16 protein-coding genes and 1 tRNA gene are annotated in these 14,683 nt (G+C 35.2%); 11 read left to right on the top strand and 6 right to left on the bottom strand.

Features of this window, described 5'->3' with window-relative positions; translation table 11 throughout:
- The first annotated feature begins 128 nt into the window (after window positions 1–128).
- Window positions 129–200 (top strand) — tRNA-Gly (locus tag ACLFMM_RS06005).
- Window positions 201–209: 9 nt separating this feature from the next.
- Here the strand turns inward: ACLFMM_RS06005 and ACLFMM_RS06000 are convergent.
- On the bottom strand, window positions 210–743 hold the full coding sequence (locus ACLFMM_RS06000; protein WP_410807810.1) for a ferric reductase: 534 nt from the start codon (window positions 741–743) through the stop codon (window positions 210–212).
- Between the two features lie 567 nt (window positions 744–1,310).
- Between ACLFMM_RS06000 and ACLFMM_RS05995 the strand changes: the two genes are divergently transcribed.
- Window positions 1,311–1,454, top strand: coding sequence for a hypothetical protein (locus tag ACLFMM_RS05995; protein ID WP_410807809.1), 144 nt, complete (start codon window positions 1,311–1,313; stop codon window positions 1,452–1,454).
- Between the two features lie 688 nt (window positions 1,455–2,142).
- On the opposite strand, the gene ACLFMM_RS05990 is transcribed toward ACLFMM_RS05995, so the two are convergent.
- On the bottom strand, window positions 2,143–2,898 hold the full coding sequence (locus ACLFMM_RS05990) for a hypothetical protein (protein ID WP_410807808.1): 756 nt from the start codon (window positions 2,896–2,898) through the stop codon (window positions 2,143–2,145).
- A gap of 459 nt (window positions 2,899–3,357) precedes the next feature.
- Between ACLFMM_RS05990 and ACLFMM_RS05985 the strand changes: the two genes are divergently transcribed.
- Window positions 3,358–3,564 (top strand): hypothetical protein, encoded by a 207-nt coding sequence (locus ACLFMM_RS05985; protein WP_410807807.1) that lies wholly within the window; start codon window positions 3,358–3,360, stop codon window positions 3,562–3,564.
- Between the two features lie 487 nt (window positions 3,565–4,051).
- Here the strand turns inward: ACLFMM_RS05985 and ACLFMM_RS05980 are convergent, their stop codons facing one another.
- Complete coding sequence (locus ACLFMM_RS05980) at window positions 4,052–4,207, bottom strand: hypothetical protein (RefSeq protein ID WP_410807806.1); 156 nt, start codon at window positions 4,205–4,207, stop codon at window positions 4,052–4,054.
- 87 nt (window positions 4,208–4,294) lie between these two features.
- Here ACLFMM_RS05980 and ACLFMM_RS05975 point away from each other — a divergent pair, with 87 nt between their 5' ends.
- Window positions 4,295–4,567, top strand: coding sequence for a hypothetical protein (locus ACLFMM_RS05975; protein ID WP_410807805.1), 273 nt, complete (start codon window positions 4,295–4,297; stop codon window positions 4,565–4,567).
- Between the two features lie 146 nt (window positions 4,568–4,713).
- Here ACLFMM_RS05975 and ACLFMM_RS05970 read toward each other — a convergent pair whose 3' ends face one another.
- Window positions 4,714–6,750, bottom strand: coding sequence for a cation:proton antiporter (locus tag ACLFMM_RS05970; RefSeq protein ID WP_410807804.1), 2,037 nt, complete (start codon window positions 6,748–6,750; stop codon window positions 4,714–4,716).
- A 152-nt stretch (window positions 6,751–6,902) separates the two neighbouring features.
- On the opposite strand from ACLFMM_RS05970, the gene ACLFMM_RS05965 reads away from it, so the two are divergent.
- The 4 genes from ACLFMM_RS05965 (at window position 6,903) to ACLFMM_RS05950 (ending at window position 10,139) form a co-directional block, all read left to right on the top strand.
- On the top strand, window positions 6,903–7,592 hold the full coding sequence (locus tag ACLFMM_RS05965; RefSeq protein ID WP_410807803.1) for a DUF1538 domain-containing protein: 690 nt from the start codon (window positions 6,903–6,905) through the stop codon (window positions 7,590–7,592).
- A complete protein-coding gene (locus ACLFMM_RS05960) occupies window positions 7,592–8,320 on the top strand; it encodes a DUF1538 domain-containing protein (RefSeq protein ID WP_410807802.1) in 729 nt (242 codons plus the stop codon). The genes ACLFMM_RS05965 and ACLFMM_RS05960 overlap by 1 nt, the downstream gene beginning before the upstream one ends.
- Window positions 8,313–8,651, top strand: coding sequence for a P-II family nitrogen regulator (locus ACLFMM_RS05955; RefSeq protein ID WP_410807801.1), 339 nt, complete (start codon window positions 8,313–8,315; stop codon window positions 8,649–8,651). The genes ACLFMM_RS05960 and ACLFMM_RS05955 overlap by 8 nt, the downstream gene beginning before the upstream one ends.
- Window positions 8,652–9,065: 414 nt before the next feature.
- Window positions 9,066–10,139 (top strand): AI-2E family transporter, encoded by a 1,074-nt coding sequence (locus ACLFMM_RS05950; RefSeq protein ID WP_410807800.1) that lies wholly within the window; start codon window positions 9,066–9,068, stop codon window positions 10,137–10,139.
- Here the strand turns inward: ACLFMM_RS05950 and ACLFMM_RS05945 are convergent.
- Both ACLFMM_RS05945 and ACLFMM_RS05940 read right to left on the bottom strand, forming a co-directional pair.
- Window positions 10,109–11,269, bottom strand: a complete 1,161-nt coding sequence (locus ACLFMM_RS05945) for a hypothetical protein (RefSeq protein WP_410807799.1) — start codon at window positions 11,267–11,269, stop codon at window positions 10,109–10,111. The two genes, ACLFMM_RS05950 and ACLFMM_RS05945, sit on opposite strands and share 31 nt — an antisense overlap.
- 70 nt (window positions 11,270–11,339) lie before the next feature.
- On the bottom strand, window positions 11,340–12,299 hold the full coding sequence (locus ACLFMM_RS05940; protein ID WP_410807798.1) for a tyrosine--tRNA ligase: 960 nt from the start codon (window positions 12,297–12,299) through the stop codon (window positions 11,340–11,342).
- 381 nt (window positions 12,300–12,680) lie between these two features.
- Between ACLFMM_RS05940 and ACLFMM_RS05935 the strand changes: the two genes are divergently transcribed.
- The 3 genes from ACLFMM_RS05935 to ACLFMM_RS05925 all read left to right on the top strand — a co-directional run bounded on the left by ACLFMM_RS05935 (window position 12,681) and on the right by ACLFMM_RS05925 (window position 14,574).
- Window positions 12,681–13,034: a zinc ribbon domain-containing protein gene (locus tag ACLFMM_RS05935; RefSeq protein WP_410807797.1), complete on the top strand. Its 354-nt coding sequence runs from the start codon at window positions 12,681–12,683 to the stop codon at window positions 13,032–13,034.
- Between the two features lie 414 nt (window positions 13,035–13,448).
- Window positions 13,449–14,069, top strand: a complete 621-nt coding sequence (locus ACLFMM_RS05930) for a chemotaxis protein CheC (RefSeq protein ID WP_410807796.1) — start codon at window positions 13,449–13,451, stop codon at window positions 14,067–14,069.
- 31 nt (window positions 14,070–14,100) lie between these two features.
- Complete coding sequence (locus ACLFMM_RS05925) at window positions 14,101–14,574, top strand: chemotaxis protein CheD (protein WP_410807795.1); 474 nt, start codon at window positions 14,101–14,103, stop codon at window positions 14,572–14,574.
- Window positions 14,575–14,683: the final 109 nt, after the last annotated feature.

Raw genomic sequence — 14,683 nt, 5'->3', positions numbered from 1 at the left:
CGCTTACATCCCCGATGCTAAATACATCGGGGTTTTACGCTTTGCTTATATAAATCCGGGAATACTTTTAAATATCAATCCTGTTAAATTATTGAAGGACTTCATAACTTTTAACAATTCCAAAATGAGCGGCTGTGGTCTAGTGGTTATGACAGAGGCTTCCCAAGCCTCTAACCCGGGTTCGAATCCCGGCAGCCGCATATTTGATATCATCTTCTTAATTTACTCTTTTTCAACCGTTTATGAACAAAAATACCGGTTACTGTTGCCATCATTGAAAATGATAATATCTTCATACCTGTTGATGAAAAATCTGTACCAATCAACAGTGCATGTATCGATACCATAAAAAACGCCAGATAATTGAAAAGGTGTATCTTTTTCCAGTTTTTGATTATCTTTTTTCGATAAACAGCAGTAATTATCACAATGACAAATATATAAAGCGCAGGTCTTCCTGCAAGTTCAAGAAATGTTACTGGAGGGTAAAATACTGGTAAAAATACCTGTAAATTTTGAATATCAAGCGCAAAGGATACCGGATGAAGAACCATCAGTATAAATGCAAGTTTAATAATGTTGTGATGAAATTTTAGAAAAGTTTGTCCAAATAACTTTTTTATTTGTGTCATATATTCAGAAGATACTATTGCTGAGAAAACAAGCAAATAACCAAAAATTCCAGACGCACGGTATATCAGTTTAATTGGACTTTCTGGATTCTGGTATATAGTATAAATCACAAATAGAACAACAGCTATAATGATTGTATAAATTATGTAAGTTCTTCTGTTATGATGAAAATCCAAAGTTCTCTCTCCCACACTGATTGTAAATGATTTTATTGTTCTCAATAATGATTTGTTTATTAATAATATAAGTTGATTTCTCTAATGAATACGTGGAAAACACTAACTACACATTTTTTATACATTTTATAAACAAGGTAAATAGATACTTTATAACAATGGAAGGTAGAAAACCCTTATGTCTTCAGCATTGAATCAAATCGTAGATTTAATGCGAGTTTCATTTCTTTGAAATGAAACAAAGGGATGAATACCGTCTAATCTATTAATTAGGTTTAAATATTATAAAGACCAATGTCTGTATGATTGTAATTGATAACCAAGATTACAATTTTACACCTTCGGTACGAGGGGTAGAGCCTGTGGACTTGTTCCCATAAGGGAAAAGTATGAAACAGGAAGCTAGTTGGTCTTTAGCCAAGTGGTAGTTCACCTAAGGAAAATGTTACAACATCTAGGAGGAGTTGTGCAGAATCCTAAAAATAACAAGAAGTAAGTAAAATGGCGTGGGATGATATATTATTTGGTGTCCTCACAGGAGGACTCTATAATGCCGGTAAAGAATTGTGTGAACTACCGGCTAAACAGCCTGTCCGGCAATTACTGATTACTATTAATCTATCCTACCGAAAACCTACCAGGTAACCAGTATGATAATTCTAGGTTGTTTCTCTTATCCCTGATGATATTAACCATGTCTAGTTTTTGAATAATTGGATAAACCCGATTAATAAATAAATTTGTTTTCACCTAAAGTAATTTGTATAATAAAAAATAAATTATTAGTGTTGAATTGTCGGACAGGCTCTTCAGTCGTGGGAAAGTAGTCAGTTTTCCTACCAGGTGCTACCTATCTGTCAGAAATGGAAGCGGGTTGGATAGCTCTTGGGCCTGGTATTGAATCAATTTGAACTGGAAATAAAATACTGCGGTATAAATTTTAAACTTTTTGTTTCAGATTCTCCTCATCGACAAAATACAGGTAAACAGCAACGTTTAGCAATATTATACTCAGTTTGATTACTTTCACACCGCTTGGTTCTTCCTTTTATATTTTAGATTTATAGGGATGATTGGTGATTGAAATGGACGAATATTTCGAGGAACTTATCCAGCGTGTCAAATACTACGAACAGTTCGAGGATATCGACCGGACTGTGAACCTGAAATAATCTAAGGCTAGTCGTTCATCTCTCTTTCCCTCAGACAGCCTTTTTTCTTTTATAAATTAACAAAAGGATAGGTTAATTTTTCAAAAAAATTATAATTAATATATTTTAGGTTATATAAAACTAAAAACTTATCTTCATTCAAAATCAAAAAATGTGTCATATTAAACTTCAATAATATCATTTTTTGATTTCACAAAAGAAATTGCTTTCACGCCTTTTTCTTGCATTTTTTCCATTTCTTGATGCATAATTTCGTTATAATCATTATCAGTTGAGAGAGGTATACTGTGTACAATTGTATTATCTATCAATTGTATAAGGCTGGTTGTCCCTGAAATATGATTCCCAAACAAATGATAAGTTGAAACATTCTCATCATTTCTCATGGTTCTACTTTTATCATTATCCCTGACGCAAAATTTACCATCTAAACAAAAGTTATCAGGGTTTGTTGGATCCACTGATGATTTAATATCGTTTGTAAAATGTATTATGCCATACCCTCCATAACATTTTTTCTCATACATCAAATGACCATTTTCATCAAACTCGGGTATAGTATATTTTTTATTGTTAAGTATATTGTCAATGAAATCCAAGATATTACTTTCATCAAGATTTTTACTTATCTTATCAAGTTTTTCTGTGTTATCATCATTTAATTGGTAAAGCAATTCTAGTGATTCTTCTAACATCCCATTCCACAAAAAATGTTCTGCATATTTTACCAGATATTCCTTGTGTTTATCAATTGCAATTTCTGTATGTTCGTTTCGTCCACAAAACATGCAGAAATCTGTACTTTCACCAGTTTCAATGTTTCCAATGTGAATATTTCCCTTTATATTACATTTGGGACATGTTCTTGATTTTTCTAATATTTGATTAAGAGCAGAAGTTTTTGGGGGAGTTTTCACTTTTAAAACCTCTTTAAGAGATGTATATACACCAAACTACATAAAAATAACGTGACAATAAGTAACAATCTTGAGTATGTTTTTATAAAATTATTTTTTATAATTATTTTTAATTGTAAACTGGATTCATGTATATATTATAAGGAACTAATTTTTAAGAATGGTAACGTTTTAATTTACGAAAAGCGGGGCGTAGGGGTAGATAAAGCCCATGAGTTTACTCAGGCTCTTAAAATCAGAGATTTAAAGGGGATGAATCGCATCCCGCTGATGTCTGATTAACCCCGGATAAACAGAATAATCGCTAACATTAGATAAATTTTAGATAGTTTCAGGACGCATATTCAGTATCAAGTGAAATGGTGGAGTAGATGGTTCGTAAAGAAGGTCAGAACTGTAGGGATCTAAGATTCAAGAGGCAAAAATGAGGACAACCTGCATTGGATACCCAAATACAAGGTGGTGGTTTCAGACCTCAACAGAAGTGATATTTTCTTCCTGGAAAAAAGTGTATTTGAGCTTTACCATGAAGTAAACGACTGGAGGTTGAACCGGATGTATACCGGGGTACTCACGACCATAAATGCAGCTAAATATTCACAGATGACCGGTGATTCCTCTGATGATGTCGAACTGGTCATAATAACATATAGTGCAACTGCGTAGCCTAATGAGGTTCCCTATTGACAAGATGTTGACTATGTACAATCAATTCTGGATGAAGGCCGAAAGTTCTGTAGTATGAGAATAGTTTGAACTTTTTTCATATAAGCTATTTTAAAACTGTCAATTTTAAGTAAAGTATCAGAACACCTTTATAATATGTGAACATTATGAATTATAGAGTGTGGATATGTAGAAATCTGTTAACATGTTTAATGATGTGAAACTACCCAGCCCGTGATTAGCCCTACATCACACAGATTGGGCAGATAAGACCACTTTGACTACTTCAAACCACACAAATCCCCGCTGGTTGAACCCCACTCAACCATTAAAAACGCTCGACCACTACTTTAGACAGGTGTAGAGTTATACCCTCGTTCTCTACATCTGCTTTATAATCCCTTACTATGTACTATAAATATATATAAAAAATGATGCTGTTATTTTTCTAGCGTTAAATACTATAAAGCCGTTGAAAATTTTAACACTATATATGGATTATAAATTCAACTGATAGATAAATCATCTTTTCCATAGATCCTTCATTATTTGTAATAGCTTCCTGTTCTAGATCTTGAAATTTTTCCATGTATACAATTTCAGCTTCATCGTATACTCTTGCATAACCATTTTCCAGCAGCATTCGTTTAACATAGTGTTATTTGGAAGGGACATGTAGGGCAGTAGTCTACCATAATAACCTATTCTATCCATTTACTTGCTGCTGATTATGGAAATATCTGGAGATGATGTCAAATGCTACGAAGATGTCATGGGTGTAGTCCTTGATGTAGTTAATATAGCAACCACATATGATAATGAAATTTACAAAGGCACAAAAGTTGATGAGATGCGAGAGCGACATACCAATTCAAAATCAAGATTACAATCTAAAGACATATGGTCAGCCAAGAAGCACCTCAAGAAATTATCCAGAAAGGAACGCCGATTACAATGCTTCGAAGAACATGATGGTACACAGGGGAGCAGTCAACCTTCCTAATGTCCTCCCTTAGCTTCCGTTAGTCGAAGTTAAGAGATGGAAGGACAATCTAACCGCTTTAGCGGTTAGTAGCGGACATTTATGAAATTGGATGAAGAACCACCTTTAGAAGTATAAAGGGAATTCGACAGGGTTAACAAGTAACGTTAATATGGATACTGCCAGAAAAACTTGTTTCCTTTAGCTTTTTCAAAGAAAAATTTCTGAGCTTCAGCAAGATGTTCCGGTTTTCCAATAACAATAACAATGTCTCCAGGAAATAGTTTAGTATCACCATGTGGATTGGTTATGGTTTCTGAATCCCTTTCAATTGCCAGTACCGTAACACCGTATTTCTTTCTCAGTTCAAGCTCAGCAAGACATTTATTTGCTGATGGTGACCTTTTATTTAATTTGAATGTGCTTATATCAATATCAGTAAGGTTCATTTTTAAATCCGAGTGTCCATGAGTATACTTTGGAAGATTCCTGACCATGTCATAACCATCAGAACGTACTTCAGTTATAAACCTGTCAATACTATCCTGTGGTACAAGATATTTTTTCAGAAGGCGAACAAATATTTCGATAGAGGTTTCAAATTCCTGGGAAATAACCTCATCAGCACCTGATTCATACAATAAATCTATATTCTTCAGATAATGAGTTCTTGTGATAATATACAATTTTGGGTTTAGCCTTTTAGCTATATCTATAACTTGTCTGGTTGCAAGGAAGTCTGATATTCCCAGTATCATAATCCTTGAATTTTTTATATTAACCTTTTCAAGGACTAATTCATGGGTTGCATCGCCATAGATAATAGGTTCGCCTTTAGACTTTTCAGATTTTACTGTATCAGGATTAGTTTCAATGACTACATAAGGGATACCTGCAACTTTAGCAGCTTTTGCTATTGTCCTGCCGTTAAAACCATAACCTACTATTATTAGATGGTCGTTCAAATTTTCCTGCACACGGTTTTCTGGTTCAGATTCATCACTTGCATGCTGATAACCATATTTTAATTTATGGGGGAGCGGTAATTTTGAAACAGAATCTACTACTTTTGGTGAAAAATCCACAATAAATGAGGTCACAGCCATGGTAACAATAGATACTGACAGGAAAATCTGGTATATACTATCACTTATAACATTGGTGTCAAGACCCACTTTGGACAGTATCAGTGAGAATTCTCCTACCTGACACAGTGCCAGACCAACAAGGATAGATGTTCGTATCGGATACCCCATTATAAAAGTCACAGTACCTGCAATCAATGACTTTAATATTATTACACCAGCAACAATTAGCAGAAATATAATCGGATGTTCCAGTATAAAAGTATAATCCAAAAGCATACCAACTGATACAAAGAATAGACCCAGAAATATATCTCTGAATGGAAGTATCTTACTAAGTGCCTGATGACTGTATTCCGATTCTGATATGATAAGTCCAGCAAGGAACGCACCCAATGAAAGCGAAAGTCCAACACTTGCAGTAAGCCATGCAATGGAGAAACAGATAAATATAACACTTAATAAAAACAATTCTCGGTTTCGAGTTCTTGCTACTTGATATAATATCCCGGGGACTATCCATTTGGCACTTACGATTATGAACAGTATTATCCCCAGTCCTTTTGCTATTATTAAAAAAGAACTACTGCCTAAACCCAATGCCTCTCCAGAAAGAAGTGGTGTCACCAGCATCATTGGAACAATTATCACGTCCTGAAAAATCAAAATAGCAAGAGACATTTTCCCGTGAGGTGTGTTGATTTCATTTTTGCCCTGCAAAATTTTGAGGACTATTGCTGTACTGCTCAAAGATATAAGAAAACCTACAAAAATTGCTTCAGTAAGACTTATTCCTAAATAATAAACTATACCGGTGGTAACAATAATTGTTGACAGGACCTGAAGTGATCCACCTATGGCTACACCTTTTCTAACTTCCCACAATTCCTGAAGCGATAGTTCCACACCTATTGTAAAAAGTAGTAATATAATTCCTATTTCAGATAATGCATCAACCTGATGGATATTTTCAATCAGTTTCAATCCATGTGGACCTACTATTAAGCCTGTAAGTAGAAACCCTACGATTACGGATATTCCCAAACGGTTACATATGTATAAAGCAACTATGGAAAGACCGACAATAATTATAAAATCATTAAACAGTGGAATATCCATTAACGGTTCACCTTTTAATATTGATTTATTTCTTTTTTAATTTAAAAATATGATGATTTTTATAGCATTTGTAAAAATCCTAATCTCAAAATACTTATACATGTAATACTATATAATGCTAAAATATATCATATGTTTTAGGGAGGGGGTTAATGAACCAGGTCTTTAAAGAAAATATGATGGAAGTATTGCAAGCCACATTACCAATTATCGTATCCGTGCTTTTCTTTATACTTGTTTTTGTAGGGCCGGACCTGGAATTGATATTGCCGTTTTTATCCAGTGCTGTTATGGTCATACTAGGAATGGGGCTTTTCCTGATGGGTGTTAAACTTGGTATGCTGCCCATGGGAGAATCCATTGGTTCTGAACTACCAAAACATGGTTCATTGTTGTTTATTATAGTTATAACCTTTATACTGGCATTTCTGGTTACAATTGCCGAACCAGATGTACGGGTTTTAAGCAGCATGTTTGCTATGGTATCTGAAGGTGTGTCCCGAACCACACTTATCATCTCTATTGCATTGGGGCTTGGTTCCTTTGTAGTAATATCAATGCTCAGAATTGCCTATGGAATACCTATTAAATACCTGTTCACGGTTGGCTATCTTTTTGTGATTATACTATCCTTCTTCACACCACCAGAATTTCTTGCAATTTCCTTTGATGCTGGAGGAGTGACCACCGGACCATTAGCAGTACCTGTAATACTTGCACTTGGTATAGGGATTGCTTCGATGCTTGGTGGTAAATCCGAACTTTCAGATGGATTTGGACTGATCGGACTTGCATCGATAGGTCCAATAATCACTGTCATGTTAATGGGTGTGTTTATCTAATGCTTTATGGAGAACACGGATTTCTAACAGTCATAATAGAGGTATTGGAAGCATTGTTTCCATTATTGATATTTTTTGCAATTTTCCAGATTCTATATCTCAAATATCCAAGACTGGAATTACTTAAGTTAATTAGAGGGATAATGCTTACTGCTATTGGTATGGTATTGTTCCTTTATGGTGTATACAATGGGTTTTTGCCGGTTGGTCAAGAAATTGGTGAAATTCTTGGAAATTTTGAACATAAATGGATACTGATGCCGTTTGGATTTATAATGGGGTTTCTGGCAACATTTGCAGAACCAGCTGTCAGGGTATTGTGTTATCAAATAGAAGAATCATCCAGTGGTTTTATTAAATCTAATCTAATGATTTATACCCTGTCCATAGGAGTTGGTGTCTTTGTGGCTATTGCCATGGCAAGACTTGTCTATGGAATCCCGTTCCAATATATAATAATTCCAGGATACATCCTTGCAATACTGCTCCTTTGGCTATCAGATAAAGATTTTATAGCAATAGCCTTTGATGCAGGTGGAGTAGCCACAGGACCCATGGCAGTGACATTTCTCATGTCTATGGCAGTAGGCGTTGCTTCTTCGATTGATGGAAGAAATCCAGTAATCGATGGATTTGGTCTGGTTGCCATGATAGCACTTGCACCTATAATATTTGTAATGATACTTGGAGTTTATATTCGATACAAAGGAGTTGATACAAATGGATGATGATGAGAATAATGTGTTAATAGTTACAATTGTAAAAAAAGGATGGGGCGATACGGTCGTCCAGGCATCAAGGAAAGCAGGTGCCCAAGGAGGCACCGTAATATTCGGGCGTGGGACCGGTATCCATGAAGATCAGACTTTTATGGGTTTCATCGTCGAACCAGAAAAGGAAATCGTGCTGACCCTTGTGCCATCATCGATATCAGAGAAAGTATACAAAAGTATAATTGACACAGTCGACCTTGAAAAACCAGGAAACGGCATGGGATTTATACTACCGGTTGATAGAGTTTTCGGTGTGCCCCATATGTGCAAGTTGGATTATGTGTAATAATTTTATGTAGTTTTTATAAAGATTGAAGGTAGATAATGCGAGTTTCATTTCAAAGAAATGAAACAAATGGATGAATACCGCCTAACCTATTAATGAAATTTAAATAACATAAAGACTAATAGTTATATGATTGTAATTGATAACCAAAATTAAAATTTGCACTTCGGTATAAGAGCTAAAGCCTGTGGACTTGTTCCCATAGGGAAAAGTATGAAACAGGAAACACTTTAAATCATAGCTTTAAAGTAATCCTTAAATTTTTAATTTAAGGAGCCAAGTGGTAGTTCACATCTTATACAAGGGTAAATTTGCAAATTTAATTATATATTAGCCAATAACAATCATGGATTTCTAAAAGCCAAATATATTTAACTATGCACAGTTATTATAAAAATAAAAAAGTAGCAAAACATGGATTCTGATAAAAAATACAGCTTTTTTGTGGTATCACTAATACTACTGGTAAGCATTGTAGCCGTATATTTAACAAAAGAATTTGTACCGGTGGTAGTATTCAGTATCTTTTTAACTTATGTTCTATATCCGGTTTATTTACATCTTAAAAAAATAACAAGGAGTGAAAGAATTGCTTCATCAGTTTCAGTTCTTTCTGCGTTATTTATCCTTGGATTGTGTATATATCTACTTATAAGCTCGGCCGTGAAGGAAATATCCAAACTGGTAGCCTCCCCTGGTCAACTCAGAGAACCTATTCTGGCACTGGAAAAGGAATTATTAGATTTTATAAGTTCCAGTGATTACTTTTCATTTATAGCAAACAGATACATATCAGACGGGTTGACGCAACCAGTGGTTACAGCCATAAACTGGTCATCTCCTTACGCAAAAACATTCCTCACGTCCTTTATAACCAACACACCATTATACATGATTAGTTTTGTATTGACCTTACTGTTTACGTACTATTTCCTTATAGATGCCCGTAGACTCAGAACCCAGTTTATAGATATAATTCCCGAAAAACACAAGGAAAAAGTAGACTTATTTATCAAAGAATTAAATGTTATATATTATAACCTATTTAACATATTTTTTGTGACCAGTTTCATAACAGGTGTCATTGCTGCAGTAGGTTTTTTCCTTCTTGGCATACCATATCCTGTGATTCTTGGTATGGCTGTATTCTTGCTGACACTGCTTCCCCTCGTAGGTGCACCTGTTATATATGGACCATTGTTTATTTATTATCTGGTAATACAAGAATATTTTACCGCCGTGGTTTTGTTGCTATTTGGAATATTTATACTTAGCATATTCCCTGACAGTTTCATAAGGCCGCGGCTTGCAAAAGACAAAGCATCAATACATCCGGTAATAACATTACTTTCTTTTACAGCTCCTATATTTGTTATTGGTTTTACAGGGTTTATAGTAGGTCCTCTTGTCTATGGATTCCTGCTTGCATTTTACAGGACAATATTAATAACAAAATCTCAGAAATTAGGTGAAGAACCTGAATCCTGACTACGAATGCCGAGAATTTCTGCAAGTTCAAGACCCTCACTTCCAAGTTCTGAAAGCTGGTTGAAAACTTCATTTTTGTTTATATATTTCTCTGTCCTGGTTCCATCCGACTTATGGATTTTTATTGTTATCTCGTTTTTAACATACCCTCTATTAAGACATTCGGGTATAATATACCCATATTGCTGAGCGATTATTTTCAAGCAATCGAAAATTTCATTGCTTTTGACAGCATCCCTATCATCATAAAGCAGTTTTTTCAATTTTTGGGATTTAATATTTGTATGGATGTAATTGATAAGCATATCAGTAAGTGATTCTATATCTTTCATATTTATTGATTTTAAAAGGGTATTATCCTCTGTTATTTCATAATCTCCACAATATACGTGATACAGGTTATTGTCTACTAAAAGCCTGAAACTATGTTCCTGCTTTCTATCTTTAAATACTGCATCCAGATGGTCAGTATCATAATTGAACGACCTTAAAATATATTCAGAGACATCAGCCTTTTTTACCTTATTTTCTCTATGTATCAGTCCTGATGTCGACCAGTATGGCAGGTACATATCACCATAAATTCCCCGCACACTAAGTGATTTGTGTTCAAACCTCAGCTCTGATTCATATTGCAAACCATCCAGATTTGCGATTAATCGCCCTTGAAGTTCATCATCCATAAATCCAGTATATTTTTTCTGCGCACCGTATATACCACCTTTAAACAGAGGGTCAAGTGCAGGATAAACCTGCGATTCAATCCGTTCAATTTCCTGTTCACATTGTTTTTTCTGTGACTTGATTTCATCTTCCAGATATTGCGACCATTTCTTGGAATTTGACGAACAGGTATCAATCACTGCGTTTTTGCATTCAATAATTTCTTCTGAATCTATATCTTTTGTGAGTTTTTCTGCATAGTCCTTGAGACTTTTTTCAAAACTCTCCAACTCATGGATCCTTGTTTTCAAAGATTGAATCTTGGTTTCAGTATCATAATTTGTTTCGATTGCTGATTTTTCAAGAGGTATGACTTTCTGTGTCACATCCAAAAAGGTTTGTAAATCCTGGATAAAGTCTCTCTGTACCGGTAATTCGGTAGAATCCTGATATGTATATTTTACCAATTTAACCCCTCCCCAATTTTTTATTCATCATTCTAGGTATAGAATTGAAAAGATTTAATTTTAACTGTTTTCAGGCTTCCATAAGGATTTTTCTTACCGGTTTAAGAAGGTCGTTCATATATTCAGTTGCAGCGTTTTTTAAATCCATGGGATGGATTGCACCCGATGCAAACTGTTTTTCCAGTTCCTGATATCCGAATATCTCCAGATTGCCTCCGAATTTTTCAGGTCTTTTCAAAACAACCTCATGATACCTCGGGAACACATGATATTTAAAAATCTCAAGTATAGGATTATCCTCAATAATTCCTGCTGGACAGTATGCTTTTTTCATTTTTCTTTTGATATCATCTTCAGTATCATCAACAGAGATGTAATTTTCCTTTGAAGAGGACATTTTTACGCCATCCAGCCCTAGCATAATCGGTGTGTGCATACATGTCGGTGAGCTGTAACCGATATCTGGAAGTTCTTCGCGTGCAAGCATATGGATTTTTCTCTGGTCAATACCACTAACCGCTACATCCACTTCTAACATGGCTATATCTACTGCCTGCATAATCTGATAAACCATCTGGGATACCTTCGGGTCTTCCATCTTGCGTCCAACTTCATCCATACTCCGTTTTGCACGGTTTAGTGAGGTTTCCTGGGTCAGCTTGAGAACATTTAACATGTAATCATGGTCCAGCTGAAAATCCGAACCGAAAACAAACCGGGTTTTCTCAGGGTCAAGTCCCAGTGCAAGGAAACATTGTTTGTTCTGTTTTGCCAGTTCACGAACTTCTTCAAGGCTACCCTTCTGGTTAAGGTAGGCATGAACATCAGCAAGGAGTACCGTGATTTCAAATCCGGCTTTCTGTAAATCGATTAATTTGTTTACTGTAAGGACGTGTCCCATGTGTATTTTACCACTTGGTTCATACCCCACATATGCTGTTGGCTTGTCCTTTGTGGCAATTAGATTATCAAGTTCTTCCTCTGTTACTATCTCCTGAAGGTTCCGTTTTATAAGTTCCTCTTGTTCCATGGGTTCACCGTATTTTACAATAGTATCTCGGTTTTAAAGGTTTTTGGTGTTGGTCTACAAAATATGGATAAAAGGTTTAGATAACAATCAGAAAGCAACTGTATATTTTACGATAGACAGGGTGCAGGGGTAGAGAAAGCCAACGTTCAGTAGTGCTCCTTAAATCAAAGATTAAAGGATATCTTTAAACTCTGTTTAAAGAGTGATGAATCGTACCCTGCTGATGTCTGATTAACTATAGATTTTATAAGATAATCGCTAACATTAAGTAAAATTTATAAAGTTATAAAGCGTATAATCAGCATCAGGTGAAAGGGTGGAGTTGATGGTTCGCAAAGAGGTCAGTTCAGATCTAAAAATTATAATAAGCAGAAACAAAGAGTGAACAGGATTCACAGAAAAGTCGCTGCTGCTAGAAACCATTTTTCGCACTGCTTGAGCAAATTGCTGGAGGAGAGATACGACCTGAGTGTGTTCGAAGTCTTAAAAATAAAGAACCTCATTAAAAATAACAAATTAGCCAAATCAATATCGGATGTAGGCTGGAACAAACTAATCCAACATAATGTTTATAAAGCAGCTGATAGAGGTAAAATCGTAGATAAAATCAACCCGAACAATACTACTCAGGTTTGTTCCCATTGCGGAACTAAAAAAAAAATGAAACTGGAAGATAGGGCATTCTACTGCAGTAATTGTAGTCTGGAAATGGAAGGGATCTCAATGCTGCAATAAACATCCTGGCAAAATCATCATACTATAACCCAACAAGGCATACCGTGTGGCTCGCGGGAATCAACGGCTGTGGAGATGGTACCTCTACGACTGGTCTCATTATCAGTTTGCAAGTACCGTCAATGAACCAGCAAATGCTCAACCTCGTCAAAGGTTGAGGCTCTCAAGGTTCAAGAGAACCCCACGACTCACTCGTGGGAGAGCAGTCAGCTATGAAAAGTAGAATAGTTTTAATTAATTATTTTATCTTAAAACGAACTTAAAAACCGAAAAGGTTCCAAAACTATCACCAAAAGTTAAAATCTGATAAATTTCAAAAACTTATTGAGAAATTATAAATCATCAAATGAAGTTGTAAATAATATCTTTGGATTCTGACGCAGGATTTGTACATAAATTTTAATGGTAGATAAAATGGAAAACGAAAAAATACTTAATCTGACTGATTTCCAGGAAGACGCACTTAAAGAAGTTGCAAATATCGGAATGGGGAATTCTATAACATCATTATCAAAGCTAATTAATAGAAAAGTCAATATCCATGTCCCAGATTTAAAGATTGAAAAAATCGAAGATGTTCCGGATATAGTCGGCAGTCCAGAGGAAGCAGTAGTAGGAACTATTGTCGGGTTGCGGGGAAATTTTATGGGTTATATCGCTATTATTTTCCCTGAAGAAAGTGCGGCAAAAATCTCAGAAATCGTCATGGATACGGATGATGTTGATTTACAGAGTGAGATGAATCTGTCAATGATGGGAGAAGTTGGACAGATACTTGCAGGTTCATACTCCAGTGCAATCAGTGATTTTTTTGGAATCAATACATCAATAACAATCCCTTATACCAATTACGATATGGTTGCTGCTATAATGGACAATCTACTTATCGAAATGAGTATTGAAGTTGACTACGCAATTGTGTTTGATACTGAATTCACAATCAAAGATGAACACAGGATAAAGGGCAGTTTCCTGACAATGTTTAATAAATCACTTCTGGATGATTTTCTTGACAGGATTAACAAGATGGTATAAGTAAAAAATTTGAAGATACGAGCTGATATTAATGATAATAGTAAAAATGGCAGATTGTGCAGTTGCAAAAAGCCCTGAAAACCTGAAAACAATGAGTCTTGGCTCGTGTGTAGGCGTGACGTTATATGACCCTACCAGAAAATTAGGTGGACTTATTCATGCAATGCTACCTTCATCTGAGAATGCGAGAAATACCAGCAACTATGCAAAATTTGTGGATTTAGGTATCCCATACCTTGTTGATGAAATGGCAAAATATGGTGCTGCAAAAAGGAGATTAGAAGCAAAATTAGTTGGTGGTGCTGATATGTTCTCTATGGGCAACAATGGTACCATCAATGTAGGCAAAAATAATATTGAAAAAGTAAAACAGGTATTGTCAAATATGGAAATACCAATAGTAGCAGAAGAAACCGGGGGGAACCACGGCAGAACAACCATATTGGATACCTCAGACGGTACTGTATTTATAAAAAGCGTTAAATATGGAAATACTACAATTTAATAAATTTATAATGTGATTTTTAAAAAACTGTAAACCTGTTACAAACATTTGATACAAAACAAGCTGTTGATAAAATATAGCTTATTGTTTTTTGTTGTCAAATGATTTT

The sequence above is a fragment of the Methanohalobium sp. genome, assembly GCF_046546175.1.
Lineage (GTDB): Archaea > Halobacteriota > Methanosarcinia > Methanosarcinales > Methanosarcinaceae > Methanohalobium.
This window is presented reverse-complemented; position numbering and strand designations above follow the sequence as displayed.